The organism is Serinicoccus shuyuelongi (assembly GCF_045032955.1).
Taxonomy (GTDB): Bacteria; Actinomycetota; Actinomycetes; order Actinomycetales; family Dermatophilaceae; genus Ornithinicoccus.
The window spans coordinates 196423-213178 of the sequence record NZ_JBJFZU010000006.1; the positions used below are offsets into that span (position 1 = coordinate 196423).

Consider the following 16756-nt stretch of genomic DNA (forward strand, 5'->3'; position numbering starts at 1 on the left):
GCCCCGCGCAGAGGATGTGGACGATCGGCCACACCCTCGGTGTCAGCCGCCGAACGGACCGTCCTCGGGGATCTTCAGGTCCGACTTGGCCAGCTCCTCGACGTTCACGTCCTTGAAGGTGATCACCCGGGCCTGCTTGATGAAGCGGGCCGGGCGGTACACGTCCCAGACCCAGGCGTCGCTCATCGTCACCTCGAACCAGGTCTCGCCGCCGTCGCTGCGCACCTGCACGTCCACCTCGTTGGCCAGGTAGAAGCGACGCTCGGTCTCCACCACGTGCGAGAACAGCCCCACCACGTCCCGGTACTCACGGTAGAGCGCCAGCTCGGCGTCCATCTCGTACTTCTCCAGGTCCTCGGCACTCACTCGGGTGCTCCTCTCGTCGTGGCTTCAGGCCCCGCGGCCCGGGTGATGTTCCAGCTGCGCCGGTGCCAGGTGCTCGGCCCCAGCCGGGTCAGCGCCTCCAGGTGCTCCGGGGCGGCATAGCCCTTGTTCTGCTCCCACAGGAAGGCGCGGTACTCCTCCTGCTCGGCGGCCTGCACCATCAGGGTGTCACGCTCCACCTTGGCCAGCACCGAGGCCGCGGCCACCGACGAGCAGCGCAGGTCCGCCTTGACCATGGTGCGGACCGGGGGCGGCGGCGAGGCGTCCAGCATCCCGAACAGGCCCACCCGGCCGGGGTCGGTGAGCCAGTCGTGGTTGCCGTCCAGCAGCACCAGGTCGGGCCTCGGCTCCAGCTGCGCCAGGGCCCGCTCCCCCGCGAGCCGCAGCGCGGCCATGATCCCGACGGCGTCGATCTCCTCGGGCCAGGCGTGCCCCACCCCGTGCCCGAGGGCCCAGCGCCGGATCCGCGGCACCATCGCCTCCCGCGCCGCCGGGGCCAGGAGCTTGGAGTCCTTGACGCCTTGCGGTGCGCTGCGGCACCCCGGGTCGATCGCCACCACCCCGACGCTGACCGGGCCGGCGAGCGCCCCCCGGCCGACCTCGTCCATCCCGACCAGCACGGCATACCCCTCCCGCTGCAGGGTGCGCTCCACCCGCAGGCTGGGGCGCCGGGACGGGGTGCGTCGTGAGGTGGTGGCGGTCATCAGGGCTCCGGGACCTCCTCGAAGGTGTCCGGCACGGTGAACCAGTCGAAGTTCTCGAACGGGAAGAGCAGCACGAAGGCCTGGCCGACGACGTTGTCCAGCGGCACCGACCCGGCGGCCCCGGTGCCGTCGTCGTTGGCCCGGGAGTCGCGGGAGTTGGAGCGGTGGTCCCCCATCACCCACATGTGGTCCTGGGGCACGGTGACCTCGAAGTCCACCGAGCTCGGCTCGTCGCCCGGGTAGAGGTAGGTCTCCTCCAGCGGGACCCCGTTGACCGTCAGCGCACCGTCGTCGTCGCAGCAGGCAACCGTGTCGCCGGGGAGCCCGATGACCCGCTTGATCAGGTGCCCACCCTGGGAGGAGGGTGCCACGCCCACGAACTCCAGCCCCCGGACGAGCCCGTTGACCAGCGGTCCCCGGTCGACCTGCTGCACCGGCGGGAGCCAGCCGCCCGGGTCCTCGAAGACGACGATGTCGCCACGGTCCACGGCGAGCGGGCCGGCCTGCACCTTGCTGACCATCACCCGGTCGCCGTAGACCAGGGTCTCCTCCATGCTGCCGGAGGGGATCCAGAAGGCCTGCGCCACGAAGGTCTTGACCAGGAAGGAGATCAGCAGCGCCGTCGCCGCGATGACGGCGATCTCCCGCACCGCCGCGAGGATCCCGCCGCGACGTTCCTCCGGCTGTCGGCTCCGGCGCTCGCCGAGGTCGGTCCCGTCACCCGCCTGGGTCTCGGGGGTGGGATCGCTCACCGGCTGCCGTCCTAGGGTTCGAGAAGAGTGGCCTGCCCGACCCTAACCCCGCGGGCTGGGAGGACAGGACGATCCCCCGCCGGCCGGGGCCGTGCGGGGGATCGTGAGGTGCGGGTATGCCGGGGGCTCAGCTGTTCTTGGCGCCCTTGGCCGGCACGTTGTCCCGACGCTCGCGGATCTTGGCGGCCTTGCCGCGCAGGTCGCGCAGGTAGTACAGCTTGGCGCGCCGCACGATGCCGCGGCTGTCGAGCTCGATCTTCTCGACGTTCGGGGAGTGCAGCGGGAAGGTGCGCTCGACGCCCACGCCGAAGGAGACCTTGCGGACGGTGTAGGTCTCACCGATGCCGCCTCCGTGGCGACGGATGACGATGCCCTTGAAGACCTGGACACGGGAGCGGTTGCCCTCGATGACCTTGACGTGGACGCTGATGGTGTCACCGGCGCGGAACTCCGGGATGTCGGTGCGCAGGTTGGGTGCGTCGAGATCGGCAAGCTTGTGCATGAGGTGTCTCCTGCTCGTGGGCGCCACAGGTCACCCGCGGCGGTTCGGTGCCGACGCAGCGGACTGCGCTCGGGCACGATCGTCGGTGGCACGTCCCCGGCGCGGGCACCACCCGCACGACTCCCCCTGTGGCAGGGGCACGGGTCCTGTCGGCACGGCGCCGGGACGCAAGGGACCAGTCTGCCAGAGGTGCCCCGCCGGTCCAAGTCCGACGCCGCATACCATCGCGGGGTGCCCGTGCTGACCCTGCTGACCGACCCCACCCGTCCCACGCTGACCCTGGCGGACGTCGAGGAGGCGGGCCGGGGCCGGGGCGCGGGACCCCCGCGCTGGCTCAGCCCGGGGGCCGCCGTCGAGGTGGACGTCGAGCCGGGGACCGGGCTCGACGAGCAGCTGCGCGACGACTGGCAGCGTCGCGGCGTCGACCTGGTCCTGCAACCCGACGGCGAGCGCCGACGACCGGTCTTGCTCGCCGACATGGACTCCACGATGATCGAGCAGGAGTGCATCGACGAGCTGGCCGCGTACGCCGGGGTCGGCGACCTGGTCGCCGCCATCACGGCCCGCGCCATGGACGGGGCGCTGGACTTCGAGGCGGCGCTGAGGGAGCGGGTCGCTCTGCTGCGCGACCTGCCCATCCACGTCGTGGACACCGTGCTGCGCGAGCGCATCACCCTGACCCCGGGTGGTCCGGCACTGGTCGCCACCACCCGGGCGCACGGCGGGTATGCCGCCCTCGTCTCCGGCGGGTTCACCGTCTTCACCGAGGTGCTCGCCGGCCGGCTCGGCTTCGACGAGCACCGGGCCAACACCCTGGAGGTGCACGACGGCAGGCTCACCGGGCAGGTGGTGCCCCCGGTCGTCGGCCGGGAGGCCAAGGTCGCGGCGCTGCGGGAGATCAGCGCCCGGGCCGGGCTGACACCGGGCGACGTGCTGGCGGTCGGCGACGGGGCGAACGACGTGCCGATGTTGCGGCTGGCCGGCACCGGGGTGGCCCTGCACGCCAAGCCGTCGGTGGCGCGCGCCGTCGACGTCCGCGTGCAGCACGGCGACCTCACCGCGCTGCTCTACCTGCAGGGGTATGCCGACGCGCAGATCGTGCGCCCGTCCTGACCAGAGGTCAGGAGCGGCCCACGTCCCCGTGGTCCTCGTCCTCCCGGTAGCGCTGCATCAGGTCCGGGCGCCGGGCGGCGGTCCGCTCCAGGCGCTGCTGGTGCCGCCAGTCGGCGATCTGCCCGTGGTGCCCGGAGAGCAGGACCGGCGGGACCTCGTGCCCGCGCCAGCTCGCCGGCTTGGTGTACACCGGGTACTCCAGCAGCCCGCCGGTGTGCGACTCCTCCTCCAGCGAGGCCTCGTTGCCCACCATCCCGGGCAGCAACCGGGCGATCGCCTCGGTCATCGCCAGCACCGCGACCTCGCCGCCGTTGAGCACGTAGTCGCCCAGGCTCAGCACCGAGAGCGGGTAGCGGCGGGCGAACTCCAGGTAGACGCGCTCGTCGATGCCCTCGTAGCGGCCGCAGACGAAGACCACCCAGTCCAGCTCGAGCGCCATCGTGCCGGCGGTCCGTTGGGTGAAGACGTCACCGCCCGGCCCGGGGACCACCACGTGCGGGGTCCGCCCGGGCAGCGACGCGCATACCTCGTCCAACGCCTCCCCCCAGGGCTCGGGGCGCATCACCATCCCCGCCCCTCCCCCGTACGGGGTGTCGTCCACGGTGCGGTGCCGGTCGTGCGTCCAGTCCCGCAGGTCGTGGACGTGCACCTCCAGCAGCCCTTCCCGCTGGGCGCGGCCGAGCAGCGACAGCTGCAACGGGGCGAGGTAGTCCGGGAAGATCGTGATGACGTCCACGCGCAGGGCCATCGGCTACTCCCCCAGCTCCAGCAGCCCGGGGGGCGGGTCCAGCACGACCAGCCGCCGGTCCTCGTCGACCTCCGGCACCAGGTCCTCGACGAAGGGCACCAGCACCGTGCCCCGGTCGGTGCCGACCTCGAGCAGGTCCTGGACGTCGCGCAGGTGCAGAGCGCTGACCTCCCCGACGTGCCGGCCGTCCGTGAGCTCGACCCGGAAGCCGATCAGGTCCTCCTCGCGCCAGCCGTCCTCGCCGTCACTCTCGCTCTCCCCGTCGTCGTCGACGAGCAGACGGGTGCCGCGCAGGGCCTCCGCCGCGGAGCGGTCCGGGTGGCCCTCGAAACCGAGCAGGTAGGTGCCCTGGTGCACCCGCACACTGCGCAACTGCAGCGGACCGCGGTCCTGCGGGTCGGTGGGGAACGTGGCACCCGGCACGAAGCGGGTGTCCGGGTCGTCGGTGTGCACCTGCACGGTGACCTCCCCCCGCAGTCCGTGGGGTCGGCCGATGCGGGCGGCGATGAAGCTGTCGTTCATGGGTCCCTCTCAGGAGACGGGCCGGGATGCACGCAGGCCCGCCCGGGCGTGCTGCCCGGGCGGGCCGGTGGTGCGTCGAGATCGGGCCGGTTCAGCGCACCCGGTCGGTGTCGACGATGTCGACGCGGACGGATCCGCCGCCGGCCAGGGCGCCCATCACCGTGCGCAGGGCACTGGCGGTACGGCCCCGTCGGCCGATGACGCGCCCCAGGTCGTCCGGGTGCACCCGGACCTCGAGGATGTCACCGTTGCGCACGTTCTTCGTGCGGACGGCGACGTCGCCGTCGTGGTCGACGATGCCCTTGACCAGGTGCTCCAGGGCTTCCTCGAGCACGATCAGGCCTCGTCGGTCTTCTCGGTGGTGGCCTCGGCGGTCGGCTCCGCGGCGGTGTCCTCGGTGGCCGGGGCCTCCGGGGTGCTCTCCTCGGCCGGGGCGCTCTCCTTGGACGAAGCGCTCTCCTTGGCGGGGGCCTCGTTCTCCTGCGCCTTCGGCTCGGCCTTGTCGGCCTTCTTCTTGCGCGAGGTGGTGGCGCCCGAGGTGTCGTCGTCACCGGCGGCGCTGAGCGCTGCCTCGTAGAGCGACCTCTTGTCGGCCTTGGGCTCGCGGACCTTCAGGGTGCCCTCGGCACCCGGCTCGCCCTTGTGCTTCTGCCAGTCACCGGTGATCTTCAGGAGCGCGGCGACCTGCTCGGTCGGCTGCGCACCCACCCCGAGCCAGTACTGCGCCCGCTCGGAGTCGATGTCGATGAGCGAGGGCTCCTCGGTCGGGTGGTACTTGCCGATCTCCTCGATCGCACGGCCGTCGCGCTTGACGCGCGAGTCCATGACGACGACACGGTAGTACGGTGCACGGATCTTGCCCATGCGCTTCAGGCGAATCTTGACAGCCACGTGTGCGGTGTCTCCTCATTCTGTCTTGGTGAGCGTCCTCGACGTCCGCGTGGGGAAACACGCGCAGCCGACGAGGGCGCGAACGGACACATCCGGGCACGGTGAGAGGGGCCGGGCACAGATGAGTACGCCTTCATTGTGCCACATGGTCGTCGGCCGAGGTCGCGTGACCGGCGACGAAACGCAGCACCTCGGTGTCGTCGACGCCGGGGAAGACCCCGGGCGGCATCACCGCGAGCAGGTGCGAGTGGGCCCGTGCGCTCGGCCACACCTGCCCGTCCCAGGCCCGGGCCAGCTCCGCCGGGGGCCGGGTGCAGCACCCAGGGTCGGGGCAGCCCGAGACCCGCCGCTCCCGGGTGTCCCTCCCGCGCATCCAGCGCACCTGGTCGAAGGGGACGCCCACGCTCACCGAGAAGGGGCCGGCCGAGGTCGGCTCGGCGACCGCCGTGCACCAGTAGGTCCCCCGCCCGGTGTCGGTGTACTGGTGGTAGACCTCGCCCACCGGTCGCCCGAAGACGACCCGGGCGGTCCACGACCGGCATACCCTGGCGCCCTCGATGGCACCGGAGGCATCCATCGGGAAGCGCACGCCGTCGTTCTCGTAGGCCTTGTAGATGACCCCGTCCCGGCTGGTCCGCATGAAGTGCACCCGCAGCCCGAGGTGCTCGGTGGCCAGGTTGCAGAACCGGTGCGCCGCCGTCTCGTAGGAGACGCCGTAGGCGTCCCGCAGGTCCTCGACGGCGATGTCGCGCTCCTGCCGGGCACGCTGGAGCTCCGGCACCACGCTGCTCTCGGGGACCAGCACGGCCGCGGCGAAGTAGTTGATCTCGACCCGTTGCGCCAGGAACTCGGCGTAGTCACGCGGTGGCCGGTGCCCCAGCACCACGTGGCCCAGGGCCTGCAGCGCTGCGGCCCGCGGGTCGTGACCTCCCCGGGAGGGCAGGTAGACCCGCCGGTTCGACAGGTCGGTGACCGTGCGGGTGGAGGTCGGCACGTCCGGGACGGTGCGGATCTCGAAGCCCACGTGCCGCGCGATCCGGTGCACCGCCTCGCGGGTCACCGGCCCACGGGTATGCCCGACCGCGCGCACCAGCTCGGCGGCACGGGCCTCGATCTCCGGGAAGTAGTTGTCCGCCTCGCGCATCAGCGCCCGCAGCTCGGCGTTGGCGAGCCGAGCGAACTCGGGGGTGGCGGCCCGCTGCTGCTGCAGCCCGACCACGGTCTCGTAGAGCCCCACCAGGGCCTCCAGCGCGTCGTCCGGCAGGCCCGCCCCCACCCGCACCGCGGGGATGCCGAGGGTCTCGAAGCCAGGCGCCCGCTGGGCGTGCTCCCAGCGCACCTCGAGGGAGGACCGGCGGGTGGGCGGCCCGCCGGAGAGCAGCTCCGCGGGCTCCACCCCCAGGGCTCGCGCGATCTCGCCGAGCACCGAGACCCGTGCCTCACGTCGCCCGTTCTCGATCAGCGACAGCGCCGACCCGGACAGCGACACCTTCGTGGCGAGGTCGGCCAGCGTCAGCCCCTGGCGACGACGGTGGTGGCGGACCCGTCGCCCGACACTCACCGGGTCGCTACCGCCGGCCGCCGAGGAGCCGTGCTCACCGCCCTCCAGACGCGCGGCGGGGCGGAACGGCAGGACCCGGGGGTGGGAGAACGGCATACCTCCACGATAGCGAAACTTCGGAGTTTCTTGACTGCCCACCGGGTCCACAGGTCGGGTCCGGCGCCCCACAGTGGTGGCAGGACGCTTCTCTCCACCACCCGAAAGGGGTCGACGATGACCACCACCGCACGGACGCAGCCGCCCACCACCGGCGCACCCGCCGCCCAGCAGGCGCTCGAGCTCGAGCAGCAGTGGGCCGGTGACCCCCGCTGGCGGGACGTGCACCGGACGTACACCGCGCAGGACGTGGTCCGGCTGCGCGGCTCCGTCGTCGAGGAGCACACCCTGGCGCGGCGCGGTGCCGAACGTCTCTGGGATGCGCTGCACACCCGCCCCTACACCCGGGCCCTCGGTGCGTTGACCGGCAACCAGGCGGTCCAGATGGTCAAGGGCGGCCTGGAGGCGATCTACCTGTCCGGCTGGCAGGTGGCCGCGGACGGCAACCTGGCGGGACAGACCTACCCCGACCAGAGCCTCTACCCGGCGAACTCGGTCCCGGCCGTGGTGCGGCGGATCAACAACGCCCTGCTGCGGGCCGACCAGATCGCCTGGATGGACGGTGACACCGGCACCGACTGGCTGGTGCCGGTCGTGGCTGACGCCGAGGCCGGCTTCGGCGGGCCGTTGAACGTCTTCGAGCTGATGAAGTCGATGATTGCCGCCGGTGCCGCCGGGGTGCACTGGGAGGACCAGCTGGCCTCCGAGAAGAAGTGCGGGCACCTGGGCGGCAAGGTGCTGGTGCCCACCTCCCAGCACGTGCGGACCCTGGGCGCGGCGCGCCTGGCGGCGGACGTGCTGGACGTGCCCTCGGTGGTCATCGCCCGCACCGACGCCCTCGCCGCGGACCTGCTGACCAGCGACGTCGACGCCGTGGACCAGGAGTTCATCACCGGGCAGCGGACCGCGGAGGGTTTCTACCGGGTCCGGAACGGGATCGAGCCGGTGCTGGCGCGGGCGAGGGCGTACGCCCCGCACGCCGACCTCATCTGGGTCGAGACCGGCACCCCGGACCTGGGTCTGGCACGGGAGTTCGCGACCGAGCTGCACAAAGACTTCCCGGACCAGCTGCTGGCCTACAACTGCTCGCCGTCGTTCAACTGGCGGGCAGCCCTGTCCGACGACGAGATCGCCCGGTTCCAGGACCGGCTGGGCGAGCTGGGCTACGCCTTCCAGTTCATCACCCTGGCCGGGTTCCATGCGCTCAACCACTCGATGTTCCAGCTGGCGCACGGCTACGCCCGGCACGGTATGTCGGCCTACGTCGACCTGCAGGAGGCCGAGTTCGCGGCGGCCGGGTCCGGCTACACCGCCGTGCGCCACCAGGCCGAGGTCGGCACCGGCTACTTCGACGCGGTCAGCACGGCGGTCAACCCGCACTCGTCGACCACCGCACTGTCGGGGTCCACCGAGTCCCAGCAGTTCCACTGACCCCGTCGGTGGGCATCACCCACCACCCCACCCACCCCAGGAGGTCGTCATGGACACCTACCCCGCAGCGCTGCTCGACGAGGCGCTCAGCCAGCGCCTGGTCGAGCTGGAACGGACGCTGCGGCCGCGCCGCCGGGAGCTGCTGGCGGACCGCAAGGAGCAGTCGAGGGCGGTCCGGGCCGGGGTCGAGCTGACCCAGGAGCCAGCCTCGGCCGCGCTCAGGGCCGACCTCGGCTGGCAGGTCGACCCTCCCCCGGCCGACCTGACCCACCGCCTGGTCGAGCTCGCCACCCCGCCGACGGCCGAGCACGCGAAGGGTGCCCTGGCCTCGGGCGCGGACGTCTGGGTCGCTGACCTGGAGGACATGCTGGTGCCGACGCCGCACCATCTGCTCGCGGGGCAACGGGTGATCGCGCAGGTGGCGGCCACCCGCACCGGCGACCCCGAGCCGGGCGTGCCGACGTTGATGGTGCGCCCTCGCGGCCTGCACCTGGACGAGGCCCATCTGGAGGTGGACGGACAGCCGGCGAGCGCCTCGGTGGTGGACACCTTCACCTTCCTGGCCGGGTGCGCCACGGTGCTGCTGGAGGCCGGGACCGGTCCCTACCTCTACCTGCCCAAGCTGGAGACGGCTGCCGAGGCGCTCTGGTGGGACGACCTGGTGACCCGTTGCGAGACGGCGCTCGGGCTGCCCGCGGGGTGCGTGCGGGTGAGCGTGCTGGTGGAGACGGTGCAGGCGGCATACCAGCTGGACGAGATCCTGCACGCGCTGCGGCACCGGGTGACCGGCCTGGCGGCCGGCCGATGGGACTACATCTTCTCGCACCTGCGGACCTACGGGACCCGGCCCGACCACGTGCTGCCCGACCGGGACGCGTTCACCATGAACACGCGCTTCCTGCGGACCTACAGCGACCTCATCGTGCGTGCCTGCCACCGCCGCGGGGTGCAGGCGATCGGGGGCCCGATCGCGCTGGCCGCCGGTGGCCCCTTCGACGACTCGGTCGCGATGACGCACGCCCGGGTGCACCGGGACAAGGCACGCGAGGCGAAGCAGGGCTTCCACGGGGCGTGGGTCCTGCACCCGGCGCTGGTGCCGGTGGCCCGGGCGCCCTTCGAGGAGCGCGACCGCTTGGCCGCCACCGCCCGGGAGGTCGCGGGCGGGCCGGGGACGGACCCCGGTGAGGGGACCGTGGACGCGCAGGCGCTGCGCGACGTCAGCACCATCCCCGGTGGCGCCACCCTGACCGGGGTACGCACCGCGATGCGGTCCTCGCTGACCTACCTGACGGGATGGCTGGCCGGCGAGGGCACCGCCACCCTCGCCGGGCACGTGGAGGACTTCGGCACCGTCGAGCTGGCCCGGATGCAGCTGTGGCAGTGGCTCAGCCACGGCCAGCGCCTCGCGGAGGGGCCGACCATGTCCGAGCTCCTGCTGGACCGGATGCTCGAGGACGAGGTGGCGCTGCTGCGTCGCCGCGGAGCCCGGGAGGACCTGCTCGGGCATGCCGTCGACCTGCTGCGCGGGTCGGTGGTGGCCGAGGAACCGCCTGCCTTCCTGTCCCAGCAGGCCTACGCGGTGCTGCTCCGGGTGGACGCGGCGCGGGCCGAGGGTGAGGCTTCCGACGCCGGCTCCTCCGACGCTGCCTGACCGCGGTGGCTTCGGGTGGCCCTGGCTACCTGTCGCCACCGCGGTGGGCGGTTGGGATCAGGGGCGGGCGCCGGAGTGCGCGTGGGACACCCCGCGCAGGACGACCCGGTAGGGGTCGGCCAGGGTGCGCACGTCCTCCCGGGGGTCGTCGCGGTAGACCACCAGGTCGGCCGACTCCCCCTCGGCGATGCCGGGACGGCCCAGCCAGGCCCTGGCCCCCCAGGTGGCGGCACCGATCGCCTGCACCGGACTCATCCCGACCTTGGTCAGGGCGTGCACCTCCTGGGCCACCAGGCCGTGCGGCAGCTGACCCCCGGCATCGGTCCCCACATAGACGGCCACCCCGGCCTCGTGCGCCTTGGCCACCGTCTCGTAGCGGCGGGAGTAGAGGTCCATCATGTGGTCGGCGTAGGTCGGGAACTTGCCGCGCCCGGCGTCGGCGAACATCGGGAAGTTGTCGATGTTGACCAGGGTCGGCACGATCGCGATCCCCTGGGCGGCGAAGGTGTCGATGGTCTCGTCGACCAGCCCGGTGGCGTGCTCGATGCAGTCGGTGCCGGCGGCGGCGAAGTCGACGAGGGACTGCTCGGCGAAGCAGTGCGCGGTGACCCTGGCCCCCTCCTCGTGCGCGGCGGCGATGGCCTCGGTCAGCACGTCCACCGGCCAGCAGGTGCCGAGGTCACCGGCCTCCCGGTCGATCCAGTCCCCCACCAGCTTGACCCAGCCGTCACCGTTGCGGGCCTCCTGACGCACGTAGGCGACGAGGTCCTCGGGCTCGATCTCCCAGGCGAAGTCGCGGATGTAGCGCCGGGTCCGGGCGATGTGCCTGCCGGCGCGGATGAGCCGCGGGAGGTCGTCCCGCTCCTGGACCCAGCGGGTGTCCGCCGGGCTGCCGGCGTCCCGCAGCAGCAGGGCACCGGCGTCCCGTTCGGCCAACGCGTGCTCCTCGGCGCGCGCGTCGTCGACCGCCCCGTGCGCCTCCAGACCCACGTGGCAGTGGGCGTCCACCAGGCCCGGCAGGGCATACCCGTGGACGGTCTCGACGTCCCCGGTCGTCGGCGGGCTCAGGCTCACCCGGCCGTCCACCACCCAGACGTCCTCGAGCTCCTCGTCCGGACCGGTGATGATCCGTCCCGTGATGTGCAGCGCGCTCATCTGCCCCTCGCCTCCGTTGCGGGTATGCCGTCCGGCCAGGGTAACCGCGGGTGCCTCGTAGACTCGGCGACCGTGCCCGACCACACCCCAGCGGCCCCGCCGTCGCCCCGCTCCGCCCGGTTGCGGGTGCCTCGGGTCGACCTCGGCCGGCTGCTCCGGGACGCGGCGCAGGGGACCTTCCCGGCGGCCGACGGCGGCTTCTCCCGGTCCGCCCCGTGGCGGGCCGGTGTCGAGGCGGCAGTGGCCTTCACCGGGCATGCCGTGCTCGTCGTCGGCGAGGACGTCACCGACGGTGAGCTCGCCGCGCTGGGGGTGCACGGCCTGGGTGGTGCGCACGACCCACGGGTGACGCTGGGTCTGGCCGGTGAGGGCCCGGTGGGCGTCCTGGACGCGCTGCTGCTCGGCCGGGGCACCGGACGGGGTGGACCGCTGGTGCCCCGCGACGACCTGGCCGGCACCGACCGGGCCGCCCACGCCGGCGAGTGGCGCGACGAGGTCAGGGTGTACGGACTGGCGGAGCAGGGGTCGAGGTCGTTGGTGACCCTGTCCCGCGGGATCGGGGGGCTGCCCGAGGTCGGGCTGCAGGCCGAGCACGGTGACGCGGCCCGTCTCCTGGAAGGGGCCCTGGGTCTGCTGCCCGCAGGCGAGGTGGTGGTCGCCTCGGTCACTCCCGGCAACGCCAGGTCGCTGCGCTTCTTCCTGGCCCACGGGTTCGTGCCGGTAGGCAGCGAACAACTGTGGAAACCCCGACGTCGTGGGCTGCCGGTCCGGAGCTGAGGCCCGCCGGCTCAGCCCCGCTCACGCTCGTGCTCAGTCCACCTCGAGCCCCACCCCCGACCAGGCACCCAGCAGCGCCTCGACCACCTCCGGGTCCTCGGCATACCGGTCCCGGGCGGTGGTGAGGGTGGCCGAGGCGAAGGTGAGGAAGTCCGCGTCGCGGGGGATCAGACCCCGGGTGGCCAGGGTGTCGAACCACACCTGACCGGCACGCTCCCAGGAGCTGCCGCCGAGGGCGGTGGCGAACAAGTGAAAGGCCCGGTTGGGGATCCCCGAGTTGATGTGCACGCCACCGTTGTCGTTGTCCGCGTCGTGCGGCAGGTCGACGTAGTCGTCCATGTGCCCCGGCTGCGGGTCCGTGCCGAGCGCCGGGTCGTCGTAGGCGGTACCCGGGGCCGCCATGGAGCGCAGCGCCACCCCCCGCACCCGGTCGGTGACGAGCTGCGAGCCGATCAACCAGTCGGCCTCCGTCGCGCTCTGCCCCAGCACGCGCTGCCGGACCAGCGACCCGATGACGTCGCAGACGGACTCGTTGAGCGCCCCGGGCTGGCCGACGTAGGTCAGCCCGGCGGTGTACTGCACCAGGCCGTGCGCCAGCTCGTGCGCGATGACGTCCAGGCTGGCGGTGAACCGGGTGAAGTAGACCCCGTCCCCGTCGCCGAACACCATCTGCCGACCGTCCCAGAAGGCGTTGTCGTAGTCGCGCGAGTAGTGGACGGTGGCGGGCAGGGTGAGCCCCTGACCGTCCAGGGAGTCGCGGCCGTAGACCCGGGCCAGCAGGTCCCAGGTCGCGCCGAGCCCGTCGTAGGCCTCAGTGACGGCCACGTCGTCGGTCTCCGGGTCGCCCTCGGCACGAACCAGCGTGCCGGGCAGGGTGGTGCCGTGCTGCGCGTCGTGCACCCGACGCTCCGGCCTCGCCTCCTCGGGGACCGCGGAGGCGAGGGCTCCGGCGCGACCGGGTGCTTCCTCCGGCGCGGACGGTGGCGCGGGGGTGGAGGTCGGCACCGGCATGGTGGGCGGCAGGATGCCGCCCTGCAGGGGCGCGTGACCGCCCGGCCAGCGGGTCGCCTCGATCTCCCGGCGGCTCCGGGTCCGGGACCCGTCCTGCAGGGTGAACTCCACCGCCGGTGCCAGCTCCGGCTCGGCCTCGGCCAACCGGTGCAGCAGGTAGCCCGGGATGATCGTGCAAGGCTGTGAGGTCGTCATGGTCAGACTCTGCCACCCCGCTCCGACAAGGGCTGGCGGAGCCGACCCGACGACCACTAGGGTCTCGTCATGGCGGTGAGACCCGTGACTCCCGTGCACCGGCCGACGGTGGTCGTCGCGCTGTGCTGCGTGCTGAGCGGCTGCGGTGGGCCCACGCCGGACCCTCCGGCGGCGCCCGACCCGGCGCCCGTGACCGAGGCGACCACCGCCTACCCATCAGCCGCCACCGCGGCACCCGCAGACGCGACGGTGACCTCGGCCACCACCTCTCCGACGACCGAGCCGTCCCCTGAGCCGACACCCCGGGCGACCGATGCCCCCGCCGCCACCGGCCTGGAGGAGGTGGACCTGGGCGAGGCCGACTGGATCTTCCGGCCCGGCGCCAGCGTCCCCGAGACCGTGCCGGTGCCGCTGCGCGACGGCACGGCGACGGTCGACACGGTCACCTACACCCTGGGCGAGGTGCTGCACGTCGATCTCAACGACGACGGTCTACTGGACGCGGCCGCGCAGCTGACCGCCACCGACGGCAACGGGCTGGACGACCAGTGGTACCTCTGGGTGGCCACCGACGAGGACCCGTACCAGGTGAGCCTGCCGGTCGCCCGGACGGCCCGCTGCGGCACGGTCACCGAGTCGGTCAGCGCGGTGCAGGGCGGCGTCGAGGTGCACGAGCTGCGCCGCGGCCCCGGCGAGGACGGGCTCGACTGCGCCAGCGCGGGCAGTGACGAGCGGACCCGCACCGTCGCGGTCGTCGAGGCCCGCAACACCGGTGAGTGGTGGCCGGCCCAGGTCGCCCCTGCGGGCGGTTTCGGCGGCCTCTGCCCCACCGCGGTCGAGCTCGACGGCTTCCCGCACGACGGTCCGCTGTATGCCGCTCCCGACACCGCGACCGCGCCGGTGACCGGTGACGGGTCCGTCGGCGTCTTCGCGCTCGAGGGGTGGCCCGTCTACGGCGAGGCGTTCCCGGGCTGGGTGCTCGTCGGGGTGGTCGACACCGTCGGTGGCAACCTGCGGTGCGCCTGGAGCGAGGTCACCGGCTGAGCACGCCGACCCTCGGCGGCCATCCGCCCTGGCCGCTACCCGCGACCTGCTACCGGCCACCCTGGTGGGCGGCGTCGTAGGCGTCGATGACCTCCTGCGCGATCCGTCCGCGCACCGAGATCCGGTAGCCCTGCTCATCGGCCCAGGCGCGGACCTGCGCGAAGTCGTCCCGGCTCGCGCGCCCGGCCGTGCCGGCCTGCTTGCGGCCACCGACCCGACGGGCCGCCTGCACGTAGGTGCCCAGGACCGCGGCGAGCTCGTCCGCCTCCGCCGGCGCGAGGTCGATCTCGTAGTCCACCCCGAGGTACCCGAACCTCACGGTCCGCCCGTCCTCGCCCAGCTCAGTGCCGGACATGTCCGAGATGTACTGCGTCACTACCTTCTGCGCCACGTCCTGGCCTCTCTGCGGTTCGCCGTTCTTACGGTGCAAACCTACAGGGTGTGACCGGCGGGCTGACGTAGGGGCACCCGGAGCGTCGCGAGAGCGGTCGGCTACCCCTTGTCGCCGTCGCCCTTCGACAGGTACTTCTCGAATCCGGAGGGGAGCTTCAGGCCGGAGAGGTCGTTCCCCGCACCACCGGCGTCGCCCTCGTCGCCGGCAGCGCCACCACCGAACGCGCTCTCGAACGACCGCTCCCGGGCGGCCTGCTCCTTCTGGACGGCCTCCTGCTCCTGCTGGGCGCGCTTGGCCGGGTTGCCCGACTTGCCCTTGCGGCGCTGCGGCTGCTTGCCCTTCTTGCCGCCCCCGTGACCGCCCATGCCCGGCATCCCGGGCATCCCGGGCATCCCCGGCATCCCGCCACCCTTCTTGAGCTGGCGCATCATCTTCTGCGCGTCACCGAAGCGTTCCAGCAGCTGGTTCACCTCGCTGACCGTGACCCCGGAGCCGCGGGCGATCCGCGAGCGGCGGGAGCCGTTGATCTGCTTGGGGTTGTTGCGCTCGAACTTCGTCATCGAGCGGACCATCGCCTCGACCCGGTCGAACTCCTTCTCGTCCAGGGAGTCCAGCTGCTCCCGCATCCCCTGCATCCCCGGCATCATGCCGAGCATCTGCTTGAGCGAGCCCATCCGCTTGATGGCGGACATCTGGTCCAGGAAGTCGTCGAAGGTGAAGTCCTCCTCCGACATGAACTTCCGGGTCATCTCCCGGGCCTGCGCCTGGTCGAAGGCCTGCTCGGCCTGCTCGATCAGGGTCAGCACGTCGCCCATGTCGAGGATCCGCGAGGCCATCCGGTCCGGGTGGAAGAGCTCGATGTCCTTGACGCCCTCGCCGGTGGAGGCGAAGAGGATCGGCTGCCCGGTGACGGTCGCGACCGACAGGGCGGCACCACCGCGGGCGTCGCCGTCCAGCTTCGTGAGCACCGACCCGGTGATACCCACGCCGTCCGCGAAGGCCTTGGCGGTCTCGACCGCGGCCTGGCCGATCATCGAGTCGATGACGAAGAGCACCTCGTGGGCCTGCGTCTCCATCCGGATGTCGTGCGCCTGCCGCATCAGGTTCACGTCGACCGCGAGCCGGCCGGCGGTGTCGATGATGACGATGTCGTGGTTCTTGCGGCGGGCCTGCTCGACCCCGTCCACCGCGACATCCACCGGGTCGCCGAAGGACCGGGTGCCCTCGCCGGTGTCCAGCGCCGCGTCGTGGCCGTGGATGTTGCCCCGCTCGGGGGCGAACACGCGCACCCCGGCCCGCTGCCCGACCACCTCGAGCTGGGTGACCGCGTTGGGCCGCTGCAGGTCGGCGGCCACCAGCAGCGGGGTATGCCCCTGGTCCGCGAGCCACTTGCCGAGCTTGCCGGCGAAGGTGGTCTTTCCCGAGCCCTGCAGACCGGCCAGCATGATCACCGTCGGCGGGTTCTTCGCCAGGTTCAGCCGGCGGGTCTGCCCACCCAGGATGGAGACGAGCTCCTCGTTGACGATCTTGACGATCTGCTGCGCCGGGTTCAGCGCCTTGTGGACCTCCGCACCGAGCCCCCGCTCGCGCACCCTGCCGGTGAACTCCTTCACGGCGGGCAGCGCGACGTCCGCGTCCAGCAGCGCGAGCCGGATGTCGCGGACGGTCGCGTTGAGGTCGGACTCGGTGACGGTGCCCTTGCGCTTGAGGTTGCGGAAGGTGTGCGTCAGGCGGTCGGAGAGGCTGTTGAACACCGACCCAGGATACGTGCCGGGCGCCACGCCCCCGCCAGCCGCCGCGCGGGGCCACCCGGCCCTGGACATAC

At 72.6% G+C, this 16756-nt stretch carries 18 protein-coding genes; 5 read left to right on the forward strand and 13 right to left on the reverse strand.

Annotated features, from left to right (window positions below; genetic code table 11):
- Positions 1-42: 42 nt before the first annotated feature.
- From ACI3EY_RS10060 to rplS, 4 genes are all read right to left on the reverse strand, one after another.
- Positions 43-366 carry a DUF2469 domain-containing protein gene (locus ACI3EY_RS10060; protein WP_405037484.1) on the reverse strand — a complete coding sequence of 108 codons (324 nt, stop codon included), beginning with the start codon at positions 364-366 and terminating at the stop codon, positions 43-45.
- Positions 363-1088 carry a ribonuclease HII gene (locus tag ACI3EY_RS10065; protein ID WP_405037483.1) on the reverse strand — a complete coding sequence of 242 codons (726 nt, stop codon included), beginning with the start codon at positions 1086-1088 and terminating at the stop codon, positions 363-365. The genes ACI3EY_RS10060 and ACI3EY_RS10065 overlap by 4 nt, the downstream gene beginning before the upstream one ends.
- Positions 1088-1840 (reverse strand): signal peptidase I, encoded by a 753-nt coding sequence (lepB, locus tag ACI3EY_RS10070; RefSeq protein ID WP_405037482.1) that lies wholly within the window; start codon positions 1838-1840, stop codon positions 1088-1090. The genes ACI3EY_RS10065 and lepB overlap by 1 nt, the downstream gene beginning before the upstream one ends.
- Before the next feature lie 127 nt (positions 1841-1967).
- Positions 1968-2342, reverse strand: coding sequence for a 50S ribosomal protein L19 (gene rplS, locus ACI3EY_RS10075; protein WP_405037481.1), 375 nt, complete (start codon positions 2340-2342; stop codon positions 1968-1970).
- Positions 2343-2573: 231 nt separating this feature from the next.
- On the opposite strand from rplS, the gene serB reads away from it, so the two are divergent.
- Positions 2574-3455 carry a phosphoserine phosphatase SerB gene (serB, locus tag ACI3EY_RS10080; protein ID WP_405040321.1) on the forward strand — a complete coding sequence of 294 codons (882 nt, stop codon included), beginning with the start codon at positions 2574-2576 and terminating at the stop codon, positions 3453-3455.
- 7 nt (positions 3456-3462) lie between these two features.
- On the opposite strand, the gene trmD is transcribed toward serB, so the two are convergent.
- From trmD to ACI3EY_RS10105, 5 genes are all read right to left on the reverse strand, one after another.
- Positions 3463-4203 carry a tRNA (guanosine(37)-N1)-methyltransferase TrmD gene (trmD, locus tag ACI3EY_RS10085; RefSeq protein WP_405037479.1) on the reverse strand — a complete coding sequence of 247 codons (741 nt, stop codon included), beginning with the start codon at positions 4201-4203 and terminating at the stop codon, positions 3463-3465.
- Between the two features lie 3 nt (positions 4204-4206).
- Positions 4207-4725 (reverse strand): ribosome maturation factor RimM, encoded by a 519-nt coding sequence (gene rimM, locus ACI3EY_RS10090; RefSeq protein ID WP_405040322.1) that lies wholly within the window; start codon positions 4723-4725, stop codon positions 4207-4209.
- Between the two features lie 91 nt (positions 4726-4816).
- Positions 4817-5059 carry an RNA-binding protein gene (locus ACI3EY_RS10095; protein WP_405037477.1) on the reverse strand — a complete coding sequence of 81 codons (243 nt, stop codon included), beginning with the start codon at positions 5057-5059 and terminating at the stop codon, positions 4817-4819.
- A 2-nt stretch (positions 5060-5061) separates the two neighbouring features.
- Positions 5062-5616 (reverse strand): 30S ribosomal protein S16, encoded by a 555-nt coding sequence (gene rpsP, locus ACI3EY_RS10100; protein ID WP_405037476.1) that lies wholly within the window; start codon positions 5614-5616, stop codon positions 5062-5064.
- 133 nt (positions 5617-5749) lie between these two features.
- On the reverse strand, positions 5750-7273 hold the full coding sequence (locus ACI3EY_RS10105; protein WP_405040323.1) for a helix-turn-helix domain-containing protein: 1524 nt from the start codon (positions 7271-7273) through the stop codon (positions 5750-5752).
- Between the two features lie 117 nt (positions 7274-7390).
- Between ACI3EY_RS10105 and aceA the strand changes: the two genes are divergently transcribed.
- Both aceA and ACI3EY_RS10115 read left to right on the forward strand, forming a co-directional pair.
- Positions 7391-8704: an isocitrate lyase gene (gene aceA / locus ACI3EY_RS10110; RefSeq protein WP_405040324.1), complete on the forward strand. Its 1314-nt coding sequence runs from the start codon at positions 7391-7393 to the stop codon at positions 8702-8704.
- Positions 8705-8753: 49 nt separating this feature from the next.
- Positions 8754-10355 (forward strand): hypothetical protein, encoded by a 1602-nt coding sequence (locus ACI3EY_RS10115; protein ID WP_405040325.1) that lies wholly within the window; start codon positions 8754-8756, stop codon positions 10353-10355.
- A 57-nt stretch (positions 10356-10412) separates the two neighbouring features.
- On the opposite strand, the gene ACI3EY_RS10120 is transcribed toward ACI3EY_RS10115, so the two are convergent.
- Positions 10413-11510, reverse strand: coding sequence for an amidohydrolase family protein (locus ACI3EY_RS10120; protein WP_405040326.1), 1098 nt, complete (start codon positions 11508-11510; stop codon positions 10413-10415).
- Between the two features lie 72 nt (positions 11511-11582).
- On the opposite strand from ACI3EY_RS10120, the gene ACI3EY_RS10125 reads away from it, so the two are divergent.
- Positions 11583-12287 (forward strand): N-acetyltransferase, encoded by a 705-nt coding sequence (locus ACI3EY_RS10125; RefSeq protein ID WP_405040327.1) that lies wholly within the window; start codon positions 11583-11585, stop codon positions 12285-12287.
- 33 nt (positions 12288-12320) lie between these two features.
- Here ACI3EY_RS10125 and ACI3EY_RS10130 read toward each other — a convergent pair whose 3' ends face one another.
- Positions 12321-13493: a M4 family metallopeptidase gene (locus tag ACI3EY_RS10130; protein WP_405040328.1), complete on the reverse strand. Its 1173-nt coding sequence runs from the start codon at positions 13491-13493 to the stop codon at positions 12321-12323.
- A gap of 69 nt (positions 13494-13562) precedes the next feature.
- Here ACI3EY_RS10130 and ACI3EY_RS10135 point away from each other — a divergent pair, with 69 nt between their 5' ends.
- Positions 13563-14537 carry a hypothetical protein gene (locus ACI3EY_RS10135; protein WP_405040329.1) on the forward strand — a complete coding sequence of 325 codons (975 nt, stop codon included), beginning with the start codon at positions 13563-13565 and terminating at the stop codon, positions 14535-14537.
- A gap of 49 nt (positions 14538-14586) precedes the next feature.
- Here the strand turns inward: ACI3EY_RS10135 and ACI3EY_RS10140 are convergent, their stop codons facing one another.
- On the reverse strand, positions 14587-14928 hold the full coding sequence (locus ACI3EY_RS10140) for a histone-like nucleoid-structuring protein Lsr2 (RefSeq protein WP_405040330.1): 342 nt from the start codon (positions 14926-14928) through the stop codon (positions 14587-14589).
- A 101-nt stretch (positions 14929-15029) separates the two neighbouring features.
- A complete protein-coding gene (gene ffh / locus ACI3EY_RS10145) occupies positions 15030-16685 on the reverse strand; it encodes a signal recognition particle protein (protein WP_405040331.1) in 1656 nt (551 codons plus the stop codon).
- Positions 16686-16756 lie beyond the last annotated feature (71 nt).